This window comes from Bacillus clarus (assembly GCF_000746925.1).
Classification (GTDB): domain Bacteria; phylum Bacillota; class Bacilli; order Bacillales; family Bacillaceae_G; genus Bacillus_A; species Bacillus_A clarus.
In genome coordinates this window covers 1,787,815-1,807,382 of the sequence record NZ_JMQC01000008.1, presented here as the reverse complement: position 1 = coordinate 1,807,382, position 19,568 = coordinate 1,787,815, and the positions used below count along the sequence as shown (strand labels likewise).

At 36.7% G+C, this 19,568-nt stretch carries 20 protein-coding genes and 1 pseudogene; 11 read left to right on the top strand and 10 right to left on the bottom strand.

Going from position 1 to position 19,568, the window contains the following annotated elements; translation table 11 throughout:
- Position 1: 1 nt before the first annotated feature.
- The 3 genes from DJ93_RS10210 to DJ93_RS10200 all read right to left on the bottom strand — a co-directional run bounded on the left by DJ93_RS10210 (position 2) and on the right by DJ93_RS10200 (position 3,098).
- Positions 2–1,249 (bottom strand): MFS transporter, encoded by a 1,248-nt coding sequence (locus tag DJ93_RS10210; protein WP_042980642.1) that lies wholly within the window; start codon positions 1,247–1,249, stop codon positions 2–4.
- A 182-nt stretch (positions 1,250–1,431) separates the two neighbouring features.
- Positions 1,432–1,908, bottom strand: coding sequence for a GyrI-like domain-containing protein (locus DJ93_RS10205; protein WP_042980641.1), 477 nt, complete (start codon positions 1,906–1,908; stop codon positions 1,432–1,434).
- 194 nt (positions 1,909–2,102) lie between these two features.
- Positions 2,103–3,098 (bottom strand): NAD(P)/FAD-dependent oxidoreductase, encoded by a 996-nt coding sequence (locus DJ93_RS10200; RefSeq protein WP_080743424.1) that lies wholly within the window; start codon positions 3,096–3,098, stop codon positions 2,103–2,105.
- A 456-nt stretch (positions 3,099–3,554) separates the two neighbouring features.
- Between DJ93_RS10200 and DJ93_RS10195 the strand changes: the two genes are divergently transcribed.
- The 6 genes and pseudogenes from DJ93_RS10195 to pepA all read left to right on the top strand — a co-directional run bounded on the left by DJ93_RS10195 (position 3,555) and on the right by pepA (position 8,192).
- Entirely contained in the window at positions 3,555–4,763 is a 1,209-nt protein-coding gene (locus DJ93_RS10195) for an NAD(P)/FAD-dependent oxidoreductase (RefSeq protein ID WP_042980637.1), read from the top strand.
- 121 nt (positions 4,764–4,884) lie between these two features.
- On the top strand, positions 4,885–5,391 hold the full coding sequence (locus DJ93_RS10190) for an NUDIX domain-containing protein (RefSeq protein WP_042980636.1): 507 nt from the start codon (positions 4,885–4,887) through the stop codon (positions 5,389–5,391).
- Positions 5,388–5,705: a YuiB family protein gene (locus DJ93_RS10185; RefSeq protein ID WP_042980634.1), complete on the top strand. Its 318-nt coding sequence runs from the start codon at positions 5,388–5,390 to the stop codon at positions 5,703–5,705. The genes DJ93_RS10190 and DJ93_RS10185 overlap by 4 nt, the downstream gene beginning before the upstream one ends.
- An 84-nt stretch (positions 5,706–5,789) precedes the next feature.
- Positions 5,790–6,416, top strand: a complete 627-nt coding sequence (locus tag DJ93_RS10180) for a 3D domain-containing protein (RefSeq protein WP_042984177.1) — start codon at positions 5,790–5,792, stop codon at positions 6,414–6,416.
- A gap of 69 nt (positions 6,417–6,485) precedes the next feature.
- Positions 6,486–6,569: pseudogene (locus DJ93_RS34800) on the top strand (DUF309 domain-containing protein); the annotation flags it as partial.
- Between the two features lie 138 nt (positions 6,570–6,707).
- On the top strand, positions 6,708–8,192 hold the full coding sequence (pepA, locus tag DJ93_RS10175) for a cytosol aminopeptidase (RefSeq protein WP_042980631.1): 1,485 nt from the start codon (positions 6,708–6,710) through the stop codon (positions 8,190–8,192).
- Between the two features lie 116 nt (positions 8,193–8,308).
- Here pepA and DJ93_RS32810 read toward each other — a convergent pair whose 3' ends face one another.
- Together DJ93_RS32810 and cdaS are read right to left on the bottom strand one after the other, a co-directional pair.
- Positions 8,309–8,464, bottom strand: a complete 156-nt coding sequence (locus DJ93_RS32810; RefSeq protein WP_161785249.1) for a hypothetical protein — start codon at positions 8,462–8,464, stop codon at positions 8,309–8,311.
- Between the two features lie 45 nt (positions 8,465–8,509).
- Entirely contained in the window at positions 8,510–9,115 is a 606-nt protein-coding gene (gene cdaS / locus DJ93_RS10170) for a sporulation-specific diadenylate cyclase CdaS (protein WP_042980630.1), read from the bottom strand.
- Positions 9,116–9,258: 143 nt separating this feature from the next.
- On the opposite strand from cdaS, the gene DJ93_RS10165 reads away from it, so the two are divergent.
- Both DJ93_RS10165 and galU read left to right on the top strand, forming a co-directional pair.
- Positions 9,259–10,983 carry a phospho-sugar mutase gene (locus tag DJ93_RS10165; protein ID WP_042980629.1) on the top strand — a complete coding sequence of 575 codons (1,725 nt, stop codon included), beginning with the start codon at positions 9,259–9,261 and terminating at the stop codon, positions 10,981–10,983.
- 168 nt (positions 10,984–11,151) lie between these two features.
- Positions 11,152–12,039 (top strand): UTP--glucose-1-phosphate uridylyltransferase GalU, encoded by an 888-nt coding sequence (gene galU / locus DJ93_RS10160; RefSeq protein WP_042980627.1) that lies wholly within the window; start codon positions 11,152–11,154, stop codon positions 12,037–12,039.
- Positions 12,040–12,082: 43 nt separating this feature from the next.
- Here galU and DJ93_RS10155 read toward each other — a convergent pair whose 3' ends face one another.
- Positions 12,083–12,676 (bottom strand): biotin transporter BioY, encoded by a 594-nt coding sequence (locus DJ93_RS10155; RefSeq protein ID WP_042980626.1) that lies wholly within the window; start codon positions 12,674–12,676, stop codon positions 12,083–12,085.
- 50 nt (positions 12,677–12,726) lie between these two features.
- Entirely contained in the window at positions 12,727–13,470 is a 744-nt protein-coding gene (locus tag DJ93_RS10150) for a DUF3298 and DUF4163 domain-containing protein (RefSeq protein ID WP_042980625.1), read from the bottom strand.
- A gap of 96 nt (positions 13,471–13,566) precedes the next feature.
- Here DJ93_RS10150 and DJ93_RS10145 point away from each other — a divergent pair, with 96 nt between their 5' ends.
- Positions 13,567–13,950, top strand: a complete 384-nt coding sequence (locus DJ93_RS10145; RefSeq protein ID WP_042980624.1) for a hotdog fold thioesterase — start codon at positions 13,567–13,569, stop codon at positions 13,948–13,950.
- Between the two features lie 40 nt (positions 13,951–13,990).
- Here the strand turns inward: DJ93_RS10145 and DJ93_RS10140 are convergent, their stop codons facing one another.
- Positions 13,991–15,367, bottom strand: a complete 1,377-nt coding sequence (locus tag DJ93_RS10140) for a glycine--tRNA ligase (protein ID WP_042980623.1) — start codon at positions 15,365–15,367, stop codon at positions 13,991–13,993.
- 528 nt (positions 15,368–15,895) lie between these two features.
- Positions 15,896–16,609, bottom strand: coding sequence for a DNA alkylation repair protein (locus DJ93_RS10135; RefSeq protein WP_042980622.1), 714 nt, complete (start codon positions 16,607–16,609; stop codon positions 15,896–15,898).
- Positions 16,610–16,722: 113 nt separating this feature from the next.
- Here DJ93_RS10135 and DJ93_RS10130 point away from each other — a divergent pair, with 113 nt between their 5' ends.
- The gene (locus DJ93_RS10130) at positions 16,723–17,190 is read left to right on the top strand and encodes a hypothetical protein (protein ID WP_042980621.1); all 468 of its coding nucleotides are present in this window, start codon (positions 16,723–16,725) and stop codon (positions 17,188–17,190) included.
- A 116-nt stretch (positions 17,191–17,306) separates the two neighbouring features.
- Here DJ93_RS10130 and DJ93_RS10125 read toward each other — a convergent pair whose 3' ends face one another.
- Positions 17,307–18,632 (bottom strand): ArsB/NhaD family transporter, encoded by a 1,326-nt coding sequence (locus DJ93_RS10125; protein WP_042980619.1) that lies wholly within the window; start codon positions 18,630–18,632, stop codon positions 17,307–17,309.
- A gap of 293 nt (positions 18,633–18,925) precedes the next feature.
- Between DJ93_RS10125 and kapD the strand changes: the two genes are divergently transcribed.
- Positions 18,926–19,549, top strand: a complete 624-nt coding sequence (gene kapD / locus DJ93_RS10120; RefSeq protein WP_042980618.1) for a 3'-5' exonuclease KapD — start codon at positions 18,926–18,928, stop codon at positions 19,547–19,549.
- Positions 19,550–19,568: the final 19 nt, after the last annotated feature.

Here is a 19,568-nt window from a genome sequence, read left to right as displayed (position 1 = left end):
GCTAGTCGAATTTCCTTACAACCGGAACACGGATTGCTACAAATAGTACGAAGACGATGACCGCAATCGCGCCGCTTTTCATAACCGTTACAATTGGAATGCCTATCCCAAGCGCAAGAGACGTGAAGGCGTAGGAGAGCGGAATAAAGCCCATTGAGGATAACATGAGTAAACTCATAACGCGTCCCATCATCTCTTCTTTTACTGTCGATTGAATCATTGCCATAAGTGGAACGATAGCCATTGCAATTGTAATACCGTAAAATATTCCAGCTAATAATGCTTGCCAAAGTACCGTGCTAAAGTTGATGGATAAGAAGAATATACCAGACAGTAGCATCATGATAATACAAAATAGCCCGCGTCTACGACTAATATTTTTAAAACCGACAATGACAGCGCCTATTGCCATTCCGCCTCCAACTGCAGCTTCTAAATAACTAAATTGAAGTGAATCGCCATGCAAAACGTTTTTGACAAAGAGCGGAAAGCCTACTTGCATCGGGCCGATTAAAAATAAGTTTAAAAAGGCACTACAAATAAGGAATGTTGACAAGAATGGAGATTCTTTTACATACAAAATCCCTTCTTTAATAGAAGTGAACATGCCTTTGTCTGTATCCGTTTGTTCTGGCATTGTAAATTGTATTTTTTGGACGAGTATCGCAGCAACAATAAGTAAAAGGATCGTAATTGTAAAGATTGTCTCATAGTTACTAAATTTAATGAGAATTCCTCCAAGTACAGGTCCTAAAATTACAGATGCCTGGTTTGTCATTTGTGTAAGTGAATTTGCTTGTGTTAAACGGCTTTTTTCTACAAGTTCAGGTAAAATTGAACCGTCTGCTGACCAGAAGAAGGCATCAGCAAGTCCGAAGAATAAGGCAAACAAGGCAAATGTATATAATGTTACATCACCAACGATAAACCAAGTAAGAATAGTTGCAACAAGAATAGCGCGAATAATATTGGAATAAAACATAATATTTTTCTTTGGGAATTTATCAGCTACAGCTCCGCCGATAATCATAAAGATTAATCTAGGGATGCTGAGAGCCACAAAGACAACGCCAAGTGAAGCTTCAAGATTTAAAGTTTTCGCTATGTACCATGTTTGAGAAAAGGTAAAAAAGGCTAAAGCAAAGCTTGAAAAGAGAGTAGCTGCCCAGAGGAACAGGAAGTTCGTATTCTTTAATAACGGTTTTCCACTTCCTTCTAAAGCAGATTTATGTTGTTGTAGATCCTCCATATTGCTTCCTTTCTATGTGACAATTTTGAATGCTTATAAAACCTATTAACAATCGTTTTATACAGTTTCTAATATTTCTATACTGCACTTTTTCATTGTAGACAATAATAGTGAATTTGCCCAGTGGATTTTTAACGACAAAAAAATAAGAAGGTGTCAAAGGCACCTTCTTATTTTCTTGTTCACGCTAACGCAATATAAATATCGACTTGAACATTATTTGGATCCATCGCTCTTTCGTCATAAAGTTCAAAGTCGGCTGTGAAAGCTCGTTTGTTTTCTTTTGACCATGTCCAAATATGTTGCCAAGTTTCATAAATTACTTCTGACATGGGACCTTTTCGCGTTGTGAATACCGCATATGTAGCGGCAGATATTGTTAAGGATGTCATATTTTCAGGAATTTCTTCTAATGATGAGACAGGCATGCCTATTGTATACGTATATGTACCCGTTTCATCGGACTCATAGTTTGAATAAAACGCTAAAGTTTTTGTTGTTTGTTGATTCGGAATTTGATTCATAATTTGTTCTTTATAGTAGTGATTCCATAATTGAGGGATCTTTCCGTCAGTGGATGATTCTTTTTCATTTGTCGTTGTAGTAGAAACGCCGATTGCTTGAAAAGCTTCTTTTTTTACGATAATAGGTTCTTGCATTGGTAAACCCTCCTCTTTTGTAGGAACATACGTTCTCTTCAAGTGTAACATATTTTTTGGGAAAAAGTATTATTTTTTTAGAAGAGATATAACTGAAAGCAAAAGGACATATGTAAAGGAGCAGTTCATTAGAAATGAGAATAAAAAAGCACAATTTCTTTTGTAGAAATTGTGCTTTTTATCATACTTATAAATTAAAACATACTTGAACTATGCATTGGTTGAAGTTTTGCACTTGGATCGAAGTAAGCTTTTGCATTGTTTACAGCAGTCGGTGCTTCACCGAAGCCGCAAGCAATTAGTTTTACTTTTCCTTCATATGTACAAATGTCACCAGCTGCGTATATGCCAGGAATATTTGTTTCCATTTTCGAGTTAACGACGATACTGTTCTTTTGAATGTCTAAGCCCCAGTTTTTTATTGGGCCAAGAGAAGAAACGAAACCGTAGTTTACGATAACATCATCAACATCAATGACAACTTTCTCTTCTGTTTTCACATGTTGTAAAACGACTTGTTCAATTTTGTCATCACCAATTAGTTCAACTGGAATGTATGGTGTTTTTACTTCTGCACGAGAATTCATTAAATTTTCTACACTATGCTCGTGTGCACGGAATTTATCACGACGATGAATGATTGAAACCTGTTCAGTGATTGGTTCTAACATCATAGTCCAGTCTACTGCGGAATCACCGCCACCAAATACAACGACACGTTTTCCTGCAAATTTATTCATATCATCAACGAAGTAATGTAAATTTTTCTTTTCATATTTTTCTACACCATCTAATTCTAAGCGGCGAGGTTGGAAAGCTCCGTTACCAGCTGTAATAATGACAGATTTAGAATAGTGGGTTTGTTTATTTGTTACTAATTTAAATATACCGTCAGCTTGCTTTTCAAGTGTATCAACAGCCTCTTCTAAGCAAACGGTTGAATCAAATTTTTTCATTTGCTCTTTTAAGTTATCAACTAGCTCTTGTGCACGCACTTTTGGGAAGCCAGCTACGTCATAAATATATTTTTCAGGATATAGTGCAGATAATTGACCACCAAGTTGTGGTAAGCTTTCGATAATTTTCACACTTGCTTGTCTCATTCCACCATAAAATGCTGTAAATAGTCCTGTTGGACCACCACCAATAATCGTTATGTCGTAAACTTCTTGATTTTCTGTCACTTTCATTCCCCCTATAGATGGAAATTTGATATTGATTTCATATATTGTTCATATGTACACGAAAATCCTGCAAATGATGATACTTTCAAATAAATGATAGCATATTTCAGTTTAGAATACTCTTGAAAACGACTGAATTATAAGTAAGTTTGTGCATAGATACTTCCGGAATGTATAAAATATAGCAAAAGGAAAATACATGAAAAAAAGGCTTAAAAACCCTTGAAAACGCTATGTTATTTTAAAATATTGATAATTCTCTAGGTGCTTGAATTATGGAATGAAACCGACTAAGATAGGAAAGTATTATGTTAATTTTTTATGACAAATTTCGTACGATTTTTTGACTGCGTTTTGTTATGATAAAGAATGTGATGAATTCCACATTCTTGACAAATATAGTGTGTAACACTTTGGTATTATTTTTCATTACTATTATATAAAGAAAAGGGTTGTGATTTGGTGAAGACTCCAAAAATCGTAGTTTTAGGTGCAGGTTATGGTGGGATGATTACGACTGTTCGTCTGCAAAAAACATTATCTGTAAGTGAAGCTGAAATTACGTTAGTAAACAACAACAGCTATCACTACCAAGCGACTTGGTTACATGAAAGCGCAGCTGGTACATTACATCACGATAAAATCCGTCTAGACATTGAAGACGTTATCGATACAAATAAAGTAAACTTTGTGCAAGATACAGTTGTAGAAATTAAAGCAGCTGAAAAACGCGTTATCTTAAAAAATGGTGAGTTAGAGTATGATTACTTAGTAATCGGTCTTGGTTTCGAATCAGAAACATTTGGCATTAAAGGATTGAAAGAGCATGCATTCTCTATCACTAACATTAATGCGACTCGTCAAATTCGCGATCATATGGAATACAAGTTCTCTCAATATGTGACTGAAAAACGCGATGAGTTAGTAACAATCGTTGTTGGTGGCGCAGGATTTACAGGTATCGAGTACGTGGGTGAGCTTGCAAACCGTATTCCTGAACTTTGCAAAGAGTACGATGTTCCACGTGAAAAAGCACGTATCATCTGTGTAGAAGCTGCTCCAACAGCACTTCCTGGTTTCGATCCAGAACTAGTGGAATACGCTGTAAAACAATTAGAGAAAAAAGGTGTAGAATTCCGCATCGGTACAGCGATTAAAGAAGCAACTGCAGAAGGTATTATCGTTGCAAACGGAGACGATTCTGAATTGCTTAAGTCTGAAACTGTAGTTTGGGCTGCGGGTGTTCGCGGTAACGGTATTGTGGAAGAGTCTGGCTTCGAAGCAATGCGCGGGCGTATTAAAGTTGATGAGTTTATGCACGCTCCAGGTCATGAAGATGTATTCATGGTTGGTGACGCAGCGTTAATCATCAATGAAGAAATTAACCGTCCATACCCACCGACAGCACAGATTGCAATTCAACAAGGTTACAACATTGCACATAACTTATCTGTATTAGTTCGTGGTAAAGGCGAAATGAAAAAATTCGTATTCGATAATAAAGGATCTGTATGTTCATTAGGTCATGACGATGCAATGGGCGTTGTTATGGGTAAAAAGTTAACAGGTTGGAAAGCTTCCTTTATGAAGAAAGTAATCGATAACCGTTACTTATTCTTACTTGGTGGACCTTTATTAGTTCTTAAAAAAGGTAAATTAAAGTTCTTTTAATATATAGTAGAAAAAAGCAGAAACGGCTATGAGCTGTTTCTGCTTTTTTCATATGAAAAATATAGTATAATATATAAAAAAGAATGAATATTCTGTCCGTTTTAATGAAGGGGGTTACACCATGGGGAAGCGAGGGAAAGTGTGGTTGGCTGTAAGCGGTTTAGTGGCCACGAAAGATGGCAGATGGCTATTCGTAAAGAAAAAATATGGTGGATTGAAAGGGAAATGGTCTTTACCAGCAGGTTTCGTAAATGAAGGTGAGACTATTGATGAAGCTGTGAAACGTGAAATTTTAGAAGAGACGGGTATTGTTGCACATGTAAAAGGGGTTATAGGTATTCGTTCGGGTGTGATTCGTAATGAAATTAGTGATAATATGATTATTTTTCTTTTAGAACCAGAAGGAGAAGAAGTTATTGTGCAGGAGAAGGAATTGTCTGAAGTAGCCTTTTTACATCCGAAAGATATTGCAGATGATCAAAACACTTCTGTGTTAATTAAATATTTATTAGAAGGAAAAACAGAGTCACCTCTTGAGATGGACACAACATTAAATCCAGGAGAACAATTTGGATATACAGCGTATCATGTGTTTACTGCTGGAGTGAAGGAGAGGGAGAAGAAGTGAGTATACCGGTACTACTTATTTCAATGATGTTGTTTTTTATTTTGTTTTTTGGAATTGGATTTTTACTCAACATGATTTTGCGAGCTACTTGGGTAATGGTTGTTATTTATCCAATCATTTGTATGCTCATCATTAATAAAACGAGTATTTGGGAGTATTTTTCAAAGCCGAAAGAAACGTTTTCTTCATTTGGGACAAGTGTATCGCATTTAGGACAAGCGGATCTCTTTATTTTATCGACTGGGTTAGTAGGAGCAATACTAGCAGGAGTTATAATAAAAAAACTTCGAAAAAGTGGTTATCAAATGTTTTAATCTCCAATTTATTTGGAGATTTTTTTTGCATATTTCTTTATCGTATAGGGAATGATTAACGATGAAGGAGTGTGGAATATAAAAATGTTAAAACGATATTGTATTCGCATTATGATGACTTGTTTACTTGTAACCGCATTATGCGTAACATGGAAGGCTTTCACAGGAGTTTCTTTGTTAGAGATTATAAAAACATATGAAGAAAAGAATGCACAGCAAGTACATGCAGCAGAAGTCGAAAGAAAAGTTGTTCCGAGTAAAGAAGTGATAAATGCTTTAGAACAGGCAAATGACTGGTCTAAATATCGTGTCATGGAAATGACAGCAACCGGTTATACATCAGGTATTGAGTCAACTGGTAAGAGACCGGGACATCCAGAGTATGGTATTACATATTCAGGTGTAAAAGCGAAACGGGATTTATATTCTACAATCGCAGCTGATTTACGCGTATTCCCAATTGGAACAATTCTTTTTGTACCAGGTTACGGGTATGGAGTTGTAGCCGATAAGGGCGGAGCTATAAAAGGAAACCGAATTGATTTGTATTATGATACGGTTAAGGATGTTTATAGCCAATGGGGTAAGAAAAAAGTAAACGTATATGTAGTGAAAATGGGAAATGGTAAGTTTACAGAAGAACAGCTAACGATGTTAAACCAAGATGAAACAATGCAAGTGTTCCGAGGACAATATTTGAAACAAAGATAGTCTAGTGATAGTAACACTAGACTTTTTTTATTGTCTTATTCCACAATATAGGAAAGTGGGGTGGAGAGAGTGGACGATTATCCCTTAGCGTACTGCGCGTTTTTTGTGAAGTATAATGAAGGAGATTATTATACGTGTCATGATTTATTCAAGAGTCCCGTATGAAAAAATACACGATTTACCAGTATTACCGGAGCTTATTCTATATATGAAATGAGAGAAGTTAGAATTGTCGCATTTTAGAAAAAATACAGTTATAATAAAAATAGAGAAAACTAGGGGGGTCTGAACATGTTTCAAGTACAAAAAGAATTAGCAAGCCATGAAGCAGTCATTGTAGCCTTATTTGCAGAAGATCAAATGAGCAGTTTTGTACAAGAACTGGACAAAGCATTTGAAGGACAATTACAAGTTTTATTAGAAGAGAAAGAACTTTCTACGAAGAAAAAAGCCATTTCAAAAGTACATAGTTTAGGAAAAACAGAAGTGAAGCGTTACTATTTTGTTGGTTTAGGTAAGAAAGAATCATACACAACAGAAACGTTACGTGCTGCTCTTAGCAAAGCATTTAAATCGTTACAATCGGCAAAAGTACAAGATGTAGCCATCTTACTTGATTCTTTTGTAACAGATAAATTAGACGCAATCGACGTTGCACATATTGCAGCTGAAGTATACTGCCTTGGGACATACGGATTACAAACATATAAAACAGATAAAAAAGAAAGTGTAGAGCTAGAGAAGTTTACAGCTATTACAGCAGAAGATGCGAAAGAAATTGAAGCTGCTTTAACAGTTGGGTATGTACATGGACGTGCAACAAATTCAGCTCGTACACTTGTAAACATGCCGCCAAACGTATTAACAGCGACAAAGCTTGCAGAATATGCAGTTGAATTAGCTGAGAAATACGATATGGATTATAAAGTTCTTGAAAAAGAAGAAATGGAAGAGCTTGGTATGGGTGCATTACTTGCAGTAAACCAAGGTTCCACAGAGCCACCAAAAATGATCGCTCTTATTTATAAAGGAAAAGAAGAGTGGACGGATGTAATTGGATTCGTTGGAAAAGGGATTACATATGATACAGGTGGTTACTCATTAAAACCACGTGAAGGTATGGTCGGGATGAAAGGTGACATGGGTGGTGCTGCAGCTGTTCTTGGCGCGATGGAAATTATCGGTGAACTTCGCCCAGAGCAAAATGTAATTGCTGTTATTCCATCAACTGATAACGTTGTAAGTGGAACAGCATTTAAGCCAGATGATGTCATTACATCTATGAGTGGAAAAACGATTGAAGTATTAAATACGGATGCAGAAGGTCGTCTAGCGTTAGCGGATGGTATTACGTATGCGAAGAAACTTGGTGCAAACTATCTTGTTGATGTTGCAACATTAACAGGTGGTGTTATCGTTGCACTTGGAAATCATACAACGGGCGCAATGACAAATAATGAAGTATTGTTTGAACAAGTGTTAGAAGCATCTATGGAAACAGATGAGCCAATTTGGCAATTACCGATTTTTGAACGTGATAAAGAAAGAGTTCGAAACAGTAAATTTGCTGATTTAAATAATTCACCAGGTCGTGAAGGACATGCGGTTATGGCAGGTACATTCCTTGGTGAATTTGCAGAAGAAACACCGTGGGTTCATTTAGATATTGCTGGAACATCTGAAACAAAAGGTGCACATGATTTAGGGCCGGCTGGAGCAACAGGTGCAATGGTTCGTACACTTGCAACACTTGTTGAGCGTTTTGGAGAAGAATAAGGAAGCATGAAAAAGCTGTCCGAGAAGGTCGTTACGTATTGACCTTTTTATGACAGCTTTTTTTGATTGTTACAGCCAGCGATCCAAAAGTTTTTGCCACATAGGATTTGGAATAACTAAGCGTTCTTGATCATCATGCTGCATGTTTGGTGAAAGTTGATGTTCTTCACCTTTTTCAATTTTTTAATCCAATCTGGCTTTATAAGAAGTTCTTTTACAATGGAAAGTAAAGGAATGCCATATTGTAAATTTTTTAGTGCATCATCAGCCATTTGAATGGCACCAACACCAATTAATGGCATGCGATTTCAAAGTTTTCATAAAGAAATTGTATATAAAGTACCGTTTAAAGCAAAAGATGTACGGCCTGTTTCTTCAGAGACGACTAATATGAGTGAATCGCTTTTTTCTGATAAGCCAATTGCAGCCCGATGACGTGTTCCTAGCTCAGAATCAATCTCTGTATTTTTTGTTAATGGAAGAATGTTTGCAGCGGAGACGATATGATTATTTTTAATAAGAACAGCTCCGTCGTGAAGAGGGTTACCAGGATAGAAGATTGATTCAAGTAGTGGAACAGTCAAGTACGCATTAAGTTTCGTTCCAGTTTGAATAAAAGGATCAGGTGCATCATTTCTTTCCACAACAATGAGAGCTCCGTGTTTTCGATCACTTAAATGCTGAACAGCTGCTGTGATGAAATTAGAGCTTTCGGTATAAGGTGATAAATATGTTTGAATATAGTATGTAGCCGCTAAAGTTTGTACGTCTGTTAACATATGATGAATATCTTCCATTTTGCATAAAATACACTCATCTTCTTTATCGATAGCTTGTTTCATGTTAGATAATTCTTTTTCAACAAGTTCAATCATCTGTTTTGTTTTTGTTTTGAGCTCTTCTGACAAGCCCCATTCTTGCATAATCCTCATTCCCTTTGATGGAGTATTTACCAATAGTGTATACAAATACTTATAGTAAAATCCTGCTAGACTTTAAAAAATATTGAGATACAGGTTGTTTTTTTCATATAATGAAGTTATGACATGCGAGAGGAGATAGGAGAATGGATTGGAAACAAGAATATAGTCGCTGGCTTTCATATGCAAACTTAGATACAGAATTAAAAGAACAGCTAGAAAACATGAAACAAGATGAGAAGAAGATTGAGGATAGCTTCTATAAAAATTTAGAATTCGGTACAGGTGGTATGCGTGGTGAACTTGGTGCTGGTACGAACCGTTTAAATGTGTATACAGTTCGTAAGGCAACGAAAGGGTTAGCGCATTTTATTGAAAAATTAGGTGAAGAAGCGAAGAAACGCGGTGTTGTTGTAGCGTATGATTCTCGTCATAAATCACCTGAATTTGCAATGGAAGTAGCTGCTACACTTGGTGCCCAAGGCATCACAACATATGTGTTTGAAAGCTTACGCCCAACGCCAGTGCTTTCTTTTGCAGTTCGTCATTTACATACAGTAAGTGGAATCGTTCTTACAGCAAGTCATAATCCACCTGAATATAACGGTTATAAAGTATATGGTGAAGATGGTGGACAATTGCCTCCAAAAGAAGCAGACGAGTTAATTAGCTACGTAAATGCAGTAGAAGATGAATTAACAGTTGAAGTTGCTGATGTGGAGCCATTGAAAGCAGATGGTTTATTACATATCATTGGACAAGAAGTAGATGATGCATATGCAGCAGAATTGAACAATGTCATTATTAATAAAGAAATGGTACAAAAGGTTGGTAAAGATTTAAAAATCGTCTTTACACCATTACACGGAACATCAAATATTTCTGTGCGCCGTGGTTTAGAGGAAATCGGATTTACTGATGTAACAGTTGTAAAAGAGCAAGAGTTACCAGATCCAAACTTCTCTACAGTAAAATCACCCAACCCAGAAGAGCATGCAGCATTTGAACTTGCAATTCGTGATGGTGAAAAAGTAGGAGCGGACGTGTTAATCGCAACAGATCCAGATGCAGACCGCCTTGGCGTAGCAGTTCGTAATCATGATGGTGAATTCCAAGTGTTAACTGGTAACCAAACAGGTGCGTTAATGCTTGATTACTTATTATCGCAAAAGAAACAAAACGGAACGCTTCCAGAGAACGGTGTTGTCCTAAAAACAATCGTAACTTCTGAAATCGGTCGTACAATTGCGAAAGCGTACGGTTTAGATACAGTGGATACACTAACTGGATTTAAGTTTATCGGCGAGAAGATTAAGCAATACGAAGAAAGTGGACAATATGAATTCCAATTCGGTTATGAAGAAAGCTACGGTTATTTAATCCATCCATTCTGCCGTGATAAAGATGCAGTTCAATCTGTATTATTTGCATGTGAAGTAGCAGCGTATTATAAATCACAAGGCAAAACGTTATACGATGGTTTATTAGAAGTATTTAAGAAGTACGGTTTCTTCCGTGAGGATCTTGTATCGTTAACGTTAAAAGGAAAAGATGGCGCTGAGAATATTCAAGAGATGATGGCAACATTCCGCGAAAATCCGCCAAAAGAAGTAGCTGGTTTAACAGTGACTTCAGTTGAGGATTATAAAGCAAGTGTAATTACATCCCTAAAAGATGGGAGTAAGGAAGAGATTCACTTACCGAAATCAAATGTGTTAAAATATCAATTAGTAGACGGTTCTTGGTTCTGCTTACGTCCATCCGGAACAGAGCCGAAAATCAAGTTTTACTTTGGTGTGAAAGATGATTCCTTACAAAATAGTGAACAAAAGTTACTTACTATTAAAGAAGATATTATGAATCGTTTATAATAGAATAGAGTACTGCTAAAGGGAAAAGAGGAGAACGGAGAACGGCCTCCTCTTTTCTTATAGTTAGAAGAATATATTGTCTATATGATTAGTAAGAGCAGATTTCATAATTTTGCACCATACAATAAAGTTGATTTGAGAATTAAACAAAAAGAGAGGGTATTTGTGATGAAAAAAGTAAGAAAAGCAATTATTCCTGCAGCTGGATTAGGAACACGCTTTTTACCAGCAACGAAAGCAATGCCGAAAGAAATGCTTCCGATTGTAGATAAACCAACAATTCAATACATTATAGAAGAAGCGGTAAAATCAGGTATTGAAGATATTATTATCGTTACAGGTAAAGGAAAGCGCTCTATCGAAGATCATTTTGATAATGCATTTGAATTAGAACAAAACTTATTAGAGAAGAAAAAATATGAATTGCTTGAGAAAGTACAAGCTCCTTCTAAAATGGTAGATATTCATTATATTCGTCAAAAAGAGCCAAAAGGATTAGGTCATGCTGTTTGGTGTGCACGTAAATTTATTGGTGATGAACCATTTGCTGTTTTATTAGGTGATGATATCGTTCAAGCTGAAAAACCATGTTTACGTCAATTAATGGACGAGTATGATAAAACACTTTCTTCTGTTATTGGTGTACAAACTGTTCCAGAAACAGAAACGCATCGTTACGGAATTATTGACCCATTAGAGCAAGAAGGACGTCGTTATCAAGTTCGTAACTTCGTTGAGAAACCAGTACAAGGTACTGCACCTTCAAACTTAGCAATTATGGGACGTTACATTTTAACGCCTGAAATTTTTATGTTCTTAGAACAGCAACAAGTTGGAGCAGGCGGCGAAATTCAATTAACGGATGCAATCCAAAGCTTAAATGAAATTCAACGTGTATTTGCGTATGATTTCGAAGGAAAGCGTTATGACGTTGGTGAAAAATTAGGATTCGTTCAAACAACAATTGAGATGGCATTGCAGCACGAGGAATTACGTGATGATATGCTTGTAATGATGAAGAAAATTTTAGAAGAGCAAATGAATCAAGAGTCTTAATATAATAAAAAGGAGTTGTTCCTATTGGAACAACTCCTTTTTATTATGAAATCGTCGAATGAGAATGTTGATAAGCTGAACGACGTACTGCATAGTATATCCGAGGTGCGATGATAGCCCCGATTATTGTAAAAACAATATCTTTAACTGCGAACCACATCATAATCATCCAAGCTGCTTTATAACTCATATTACCGCCCATGAAAATATTGACTGCCGCATACATGTAAGTAGTACCGATAATATACGTTAAAATAATCCCTGTGAACGAAGCAATTGCAAAGGTGCTGAACTTCGGTTTTTCTTTCTGTTCTACTAGTTTTCCTGATATGTAAGCAACAATAATGAATGCGATAATAAAGCCACCAGTAGGATCTAAAAGTGCACCAAATCCAGCTTTGAAGTTTGCGAAAATCGGTGCGCCGGCTACTCCAACAAGCATATAAACAGTCATTGCTAATGCACCAAGTCTACTTCCGAGAAGAAGACCTGCTAAAATCGCGAAAAATGGTTGCATAGATAACGGAACGCCGGCTATTTGTAAAAATGGCGCCCAAGATACGATGTTTGCACCAATGGCCATAAGAGCAACGAACATGGCAGCTAGTGCTAAATCTAAAACATGTAATCTCTTCATATTGTTAACCTCCTGTTGTTGTGTGGTTAACAATATCGTAGCCAATATGTTTATCTATTGTCAATTAAAATATTTTGATAAGTAGGCTTTAAGTACTCTCTTAGCAATGTGTATGGAATTCGAAATTGTGGAATCCCACTTGAATAAGGGGCAATTTCATATAATGAGAAATAAATAACGAGATGGTCGGCCTCCAAAAAGTAGTGGAACTTCTTTGTACTCATTACTTTTTCAGCTGCGTCCGGAAAATAGATACTTTCATTTTGTTTAATTTGTCTCACGATTTCTGTATGAATCACTTTTTTATAAGCGTCCTCTTTCTGAAATAAATCATCTAAACGCAATAATTTTTTCTCATTTAAATCGAATGTATTTGCTTTCCACGTATAGAGCCCGTGTGCACCGCCCGTATATTGATAATAATTCACATATAAGCTAATTAAGGGGGATTTTTGTAAAGTTATTTTATAGTCGACATTTGCAACATATGGGTGGAAAGGTGTGCTAGATCCTTCAGTTTCTTTATAGTATTTCTTTGCTTCTTTTTCTAATTTTGTTTTAAAACGATCTGTAGAGTTTTTGTAGTAGGAGTTGAGTTTATTTTGGAATTTTGAATCAGAAAAATTGTGAAAAGAAGGCCTGTTAATTTGATATTCTAAATAAGGTTTCTTACCTTTTTGCGTAACAGTCTTAATATCTATTGTCAGGTTAGAAGCTTTGGCTGCACTCGTACAATTTGGTACAATAGTCAGCAAGGAGAACATAAGCAAGAGTATACAAAATTTCTGTTTCATCTAGGTGAAACCTCCTTATATAAGTGTTATGGATAGTTTGGAAATAATTAGTAAAATTATACATTTAATTCAAGGTGAGGAGAAGGAGGAAGCACGATGTCAAAAACATTAATGGATTCACTCGGAATTGAGCTGTTAGAAATGACGGAAGATAAGGTAGTTGCTACGATGCCGGTAGATGGACGTACGCATCAACCGTTCGGATTTTTACATGGTGGTGCATCCGTTGCATTAGCAGAAACTGTAGCAAGTGTTGGCTCATACAATTTAATCGACCAAGAAAAATGTATCTGTTTCGGTCTAGAAATTAACGCAAACCATATTCGTTCGAAAAAGGATGGAATAGTAACAGCAATCGGAACACCAATACATAGAGGCCAAGCAACAATGGTTTGGGATATACGCATCATTGATGAAAATGACGATTTACTATGCATATCAAGATGCACAGTAGCGATTAAAGAAAAACGTGAAAAATAAAAAAGAGGCGGCTCTAATGAGCAGCCTCTTTTTTTTATAATTAGAACTGGATTTTCTTCTCTAAGAAACCTTTTAATTCGCTAATTGGCATACGAACTTGTTCCATTGTGTCACGGTCACGTACTGTAACAGCTTTGTCTTCAACTGAGTCGAAGTCGTATGTGATACAGAATGGTGTACCGATTTCGTCTTGACGACGGTAACGTTTACCGATAGAACCAGTTTCATCAAAGTCTACCATGAAGTCTTTCGCTAGTTCTGCGAATACTTCCGTAGCACCTTCAGATAGCTTTTTAGATAATGGTAAGATTGCTGCTTTGTATGGTGCTAAAGCAGGGTGGAAACGAAGAACTGTACGAGAATCGTTTTCTAATTGCTCTTCTTCATATGCATCACATAGGAATGCTAATGTGACACGGTCTGCACCTAAAGATGGCTCGATGCAGTATGGCACGTAACGCTCATTCGTTTGTGGATCAATATAGTTAAAGTCTTCGTTAGAGTGTTCCATGTGACGTTTTAAATCGAAGTCTGTACGAGATGCCACGCCCCAAAGTTCGCCCCAACCGAATGGGAATTTGAACTCAATATCAGTTGTTGCGTTACTGTAGTGAGATAATTCCTCTTCACCGTGGTCACGAAGACGCATGCTTTCTTCGTTCATACCAAGTGAAAGTAACCAGTTTTTACAAGTTTCACGCCAGAATGCGAACCACTCTAAATCTTCACCAGGCTTACAGAAGAATTCAAGTTCCATTTGTTCGAATTCACGCGTACGGAATGTGAAGTTACCAGGTGTGATTTCGTTACGGAAACTTTTACCGATTTGGCCAATACCAAATGGAAGTTTTTTACGCATAGAGCGTTGTACGTTTTTAAAGTTTACGAAAATACCTTGTGCTGTTTCAGGACGAAGGAAGATTTCGTTTGTGCTAGATTCTGTAACACCTTGGAATGTTTTGAACATTAAGTTGAACTGACGGATTTCCGTAAATTCTTCGCTACCGCAATCTGGGCATTTTACTTCATGTTCTTTCATTAAGTCAGCCATTTGGTCGAAAGTAAGACCGTCAACGATCATTTCGATACCTTTTACATCTAATGCATCTTCAATTAATTTGTCAGCACGGTGACGAGCTTTACATTTTTTACAGTCGATCATTGGGTCATTAAAGTTACCAACGTGACCAGAAGCGATCCAAGTTTTTGGGTTCATTAAGATAGCTGCATCTAAACCAACATTGTATGGAGATTCTTGAATGAATTTTTTCCACCAAGCTCTTTTAACGTTATTTTTTAATTCGATTCCAAGTGGACCGTAATCCCAAGTATTTGCAAGACCACCATAAATTTCAGAACCAGGGAAAACAAAACCGCGGTGTTTCGCTAAGTTTACAACTTGTTCCATTGAATACATAATAAAATCCTCCTTTTGAAAGTTAACGTATTGGCGATGACAGGGTACTTGTGAAGCGAGAGAGTAAGTGAGCAAGGTGATATCTAGAATAGTTGGTCATTGGACTTCCCATTCTGAGCAAGCCGCTTCTGCTTTTAAGTGGTATCTAGCTCCAGTGGCTAAAATGTTCGGTGGCTTCGCTTCTTCCGCCGAGGCAAAAAGCGTCTCTATGTCAGAAGCTCCATCCCCCTCACATTTTGAACGAGCCGCTTCTGCTTTTAAATACAAAAAAGCTCGTCTCTAGGCAATCATGCCTAGGGACGAGCTTGTATATACCCGCGGTTCCACCCTAGTTGATGCACGCACGCGCACATCCACTTTATCACGTATTGCTCGAGACTGCCGTTTCCTTGCGTGTTCAGGCTTTCACTATCCCCAAATCGCTTTTTGTGCAAGTACTTATAAGTCCGTCATCGCTACTTATATTTAATAATAATGACCATATTCTATCACGTTCTTTTTTAAATCACAATAGAGGAACGTGAGTATCTATGATAGAGTCTCGCCCATTTTTTCGAACTTTATTCCATAGAATTGCTTAATATGCTTAATTGCTTCGCGTCTGCTTAATGGAGCAAGCTCATTGTTTTGAATGTATTCCCATACTATATCTGGCTTTGTTTTCGCATATTCACGAAGTACCCAGCCAATTGCCTTTTGGATGAAAAATTCTTTTGATGATTTAAGTTGTCCGATAATCCAGAAAAGGAGGTCCTCATCCATTTGTTGTTTATATTTCAGTTGGAATAATATGGTGGAACGTTGTAACCAAATGTTTTCTGATGCAATCCATTTTGGAATATAAGCCGAAATCAATTCGGGATGTTTTAAGAAGATACCTCCTAAAAATGTAGGGACGATGCCATCAACAGAATCCCACCAAGATTTTGTTACAATGAGTTCTTCTAAAAATGGGATGTGAGTTGCATCTAAATGCTTTTTATATTTTTGCAATATATCGAGCGCCACAGCTTGAAATTCGCGTTCTGGTAAATCCCAAAGTTCACGTATGATAATCGGAAAATCTTCTTTAGATGGAAGAGGATGTAATTGGATGACTTCTCGTAATAGCTGACGTCTTTCTGGACTTTGAATGCCGAGAAATGAAAAATGATTCTTCATATAACGAGCCATTGGTTCTGCTTTTTCAGGATTTTTATGCGCTATAAAATGTTCTTGAAGTGCTTTTACAAATGGGTGCATAAATACGTTCTCCTTTCTTGGATCTTCTCATATTATACAGAGAATTTCTATGAATTTAAAAACATAACTTGTGGGTAAATGAAATATGTTGAGAATAGGGAGGAGAGGATAAGATGGAAGATCAAGGCGTATTAGCTGGTTTTTTTGCTCTTAGTTTTGCGTTTGTTCTTGTTATTTTAATTTGGGCAATCATTTCGTATTTATTAACGGCTTTTGCACTGTATACAATGGCAAAAAATAATGGTGCGACTGACGGTGTTCTCGCTTTTATTCCGTTTTTAAATAGTAAGACGTGGGGAGATTTAGCAAAAGATAAGCTGCCGAGCTTCTTACAAGAAGAAGCAGGGTGGAAAGTATTCGGGATATATGTGGCATGCTTCATTTTTAATTTCGTTCCAATTATAAGTTTGTTAGCGACGGGTGTATCAATTGTTTTGTCTATTTATCTCATATACGCTATTTTAGAAAGATACGGAACAAATGCAGTGTTATTTACGATTATTCATGTAATTACATGTTCTGTTTTCTTACCGATCCATTTGTTCATTATTCGGAATGAGCCAGTGAAATATAACGAGTAGCTATGTCGGATTTTGTCTGATGGTCGATATATTCGGAGGGTATCTTGCGGGGTATACTGAGGGAGTAGCGAATCACTATATAAAAAAGCGCCTTGTTTTAGCAGGGCGCTTTTTTACTACATAAGGTAACGTAAGTAAATATAAATATGGGAAATGATTAATGAAACGATCATAATTGGGAAACCGACTTTTAGGAATTCCATGTAACTAAATTTATGTCCTTCACGGTTTGCAATTCCGGCTACGATTACGTTAGCTGAAGCTCCAATTAATGTTCCGTTTCCACCTAGACAAGCTCCTAGTGCTAATGCCCACCATAGTACGTCGATTTGTGCGTCAGAAGGTGATAGACCAAGGCCAACTGCCATATCGTTAATAAGTGGGATCATTGTTGCAACGAACGGGATGTTATCGATTGTTGCTGATGCAATACCAGATACCCATAAAATAAGGACAGATGCGTAAGAAATATCTCCGCCTGTTAAACCAACTACTTTTTGAGCTAACATTTTAATAAGTCCGATATCAATAAGGCCACCCACGAGTACGAATAGTCCCGCGAAGAAGAAGATTGTCACCCACTCTACACTAGCGAATACGTCTTCAATTTCATGTTCTTTCACACCGATTAACATAAGTACAGTAGCACCTGTTAAGGCGATTACAGCTGCATCAATATGGAAAATAGAATGAGTCATGAAACCTAAAATAGTAAGTCCAAGTACTGTTAAAGATTTTTTCATTAATACAGGATCTTTAATGTATTGTTTTTCATCTAAACTCATTAGTTTTTTTACTTGTACAGGATCAGCAATTAATTGCTTACGGTACATGAAGTAAAGCATTGTCGCTGTAACAGCAATAATAATAATTACGATAGGTGCTAAGTTGAATAAGAAAGCATTGAAGTCTAAATGCTTGTTTGCAGAACCAATCATAATATTTGGTGGATCACCGATTAATGTCGCAGTTCCGCCGATATTTGAAAAAATAATTTCGGAAAGTAAATATGGAACAGGATTTACTTGTAAGATGCGCGTAATAGATAAAGTAACTGGAACAACAAGAAGCACTGTTGTAACGTTATCTAAAAATGCGGAGCCAAGCGCGGTAAGCAAAGAAAGTGAAATTAAAATTTTAATTGGATTTCCTTGTGCTTGTTTAGCTGCTTTAATGGCAACGTATTGGAATACACCTGACTTACTCGTAATATTTACTAAAATCATCATACCGATGAGGAGTGTAATCGTTCCCCATTCAATATGTTTCGTAAAAGCGTTGTGTAAGTCAACGACACCGACAATTACCATGAGTGCTGCACCGAGAAGTGCAATGACAGCGCGGTTTATTTTTTCTGAAATGATAATGGCATATGTAATTAAAAAGGCTGCGATAGCGAAATAATACTGCCAGTTTGCGATTTCTTGCGTTGTTTCGTGCAAAAATCCCATCTCCTTTCGGTTACTTTTCTAGTGTGTCAAAAAAATCTAGAAGAAACACACATAACGTCATTATAAAGTAGAAAAATGGCGTATGTAAATGAAAGGGATTATTTTGTCATATTTTCTGTACGCTTCATTTTTTCTCATTTTTAAAAATATTTGCGGGTATTTGACATATACATAAGATACATCCAATCTGAATGTTTAAAACGGAATCAGCATTCGAGTTTGTTCGTGTAGGACTGCCAAATAGAAAGGAATGAAAATAGACAAAATGATAAGGAAGGGATCGTATGGATGAACAACGATTTTTGTTTTTAGACTTTGAGTTTACGATGCCGCAGCATCGTAAAAAACCAAAAGGTTTCTTTCCAGAGATTATTGAAGTTGGACTCGTGTCAGTTATTGGTTGTGTAGTGGAAGATACGTATTCATCCCATGTAAGACCAGAAACTTTTCCGTCTTTAACAGACAGATGCAAAAAGTTTTTAGGAATTAAACAAGAAGTGGTAGACGGAGGGATTTCTTTTCTTGAACTTGTCGAGAAACTTGTTCAATATGAAAAAAAGTGCAAACCGACAATTGTAACGTGGGGAAATATGGATATGAAAGTATTAAAGCATAATTGCAACGTAGCAGGTGTGGAATTTCCGTTTTCGGGACAATGTCGTGATTTATCGCTTGAATATAAGCGATTCTTTGGAGAAAGAAATCAAACAGGATTGTGGAAAGCAATTGAGGCATATGGAAAAGTAGGAACAGGGAAGCATCATTGCGCGCTTGATGATGCAATGACAACATATAATATTTTTAAGTTGGTAGAAAAAGATAAAGAGTATTTAGTAAAGCCAGCTCCGCCGACGCTTGGAGAACTTGTTGATTTCTCAAAGGTGTTAAAGAAAGTGAGTACACAGTAACGACCAAATTGCACAGCAT

Excerpts from the sequence above, each read along its gene's own strand:
- DJ93_RS10205 (WP_042980641.1), bottom strand. The coding sequence starts at position 1,908 with ATGCAAGAACCTATTATCGTAAAAAAAGAAGCTTTTCAAGCAATCGGC.
- DJ93_RS10135 (WP_042980622.1), bottom strand. The coding sequence starts at position 16,609 with ATGCACCCATTTGTAAAAGCACTTCAAGAACATTTTATAGCGCATAAA.
- pepA (WP_042980631.1), top strand. The coding sequence starts at position 6,708 with ATGTTTCAAGTACAAAAAGAATTAGCAAGCCATGAAGCAGTCATTGTA.
- cdaS (WP_042980630.1), bottom strand. The coding sequence starts at position 9,115 with ATGCAAGAATGGGGCTTGTCAGAAGAGCTCAAAACAAAAACAAAACAG.
- DJ93_RS32810 (WP_161785249.1), bottom strand. The coding sequence starts at position 8,464 with ATGGCTGATGATGCACTAAAAAATTTACAATATGGCATTCCTTTACTT.
- DJ93_RS10190 (WP_042980636.1), top strand. The coding sequence starts at position 4,885 with ATGGGGAAGCGAGGGAAAGTGTGGTTGGCTGTAAGCGGTTTAGTGGCC.
- DJ93_RS10180 (WP_042984177.1), top strand. The coding sequence starts at position 5,790 with ATGTTAAAACGATATTGTATTCGCATTATGATGACTTGTTTACTTGTA.
- DJ93_RS10165 (WP_042980629.1), top strand. The coding sequence starts at position 9,259 with ATGGATTGGAAACAAGAATATAGTCGCTGGCTTTCATATGCAAACTTA.
- DJ93_RS10130 (WP_042980621.1), top strand. The coding sequence starts at position 16,723 with ATGGAAGATCAAGGCGTATTAGCTGGTTTTTTTGCTCTTAGTTTTGCG.
- DJ93_RS10200 (WP_080743424.1), bottom strand. The coding sequence starts at position 3,098 with ATGAAAGTGACAGAAAATCAAGAAGTTTACGACATAACGATTATTGGT.
- DJ93_RS10150 (WP_042980625.1), bottom strand. The coding sequence starts at position 13,470 with ATGAAACAGAAATTTTGTATACTCTTGCTTATGTTCTCCTTGCTGACT.
- DJ93_RS10140 (WP_042980623.1), bottom strand. The coding sequence starts at position 15,367 with ATGTATTCAATGGAACAAGTTGTAAACTTAGCGAAACACCGCGGTTTT.
- galU (WP_042980627.1), top strand. The coding sequence starts at position 11,152 with ATGAAAAAAGTAAGAAAAGCAATTATTCCTGCAGCTGGATTAGGAACA.
- kapD (WP_042980618.1), top strand. The coding sequence starts at position 18,926 with ATGGATGAACAACGATTTTTGTTTTTAGACTTTGAGTTTACGATGCCG.
- DJ93_RS10145 (WP_042980624.1), top strand. The coding sequence starts at position 13,567 with ATGTCAAAAACATTAATGGATTCACTCGGAATTGAGCTGTTAGAAATG.
- DJ93_RS10155 (WP_042980626.1), bottom strand. The coding sequence starts at position 12,676 with ATGAAGAGATTACATGTTTTAGATTTAGCACTAGCTGCCATGTTCGTT.
- DJ93_RS10210 (WP_042980642.1), bottom strand. The coding sequence starts at position 1,249 with ATGGAGGATCTACAACAACATAAATCTGCTTTAGAAGGAAGTGGAAAA.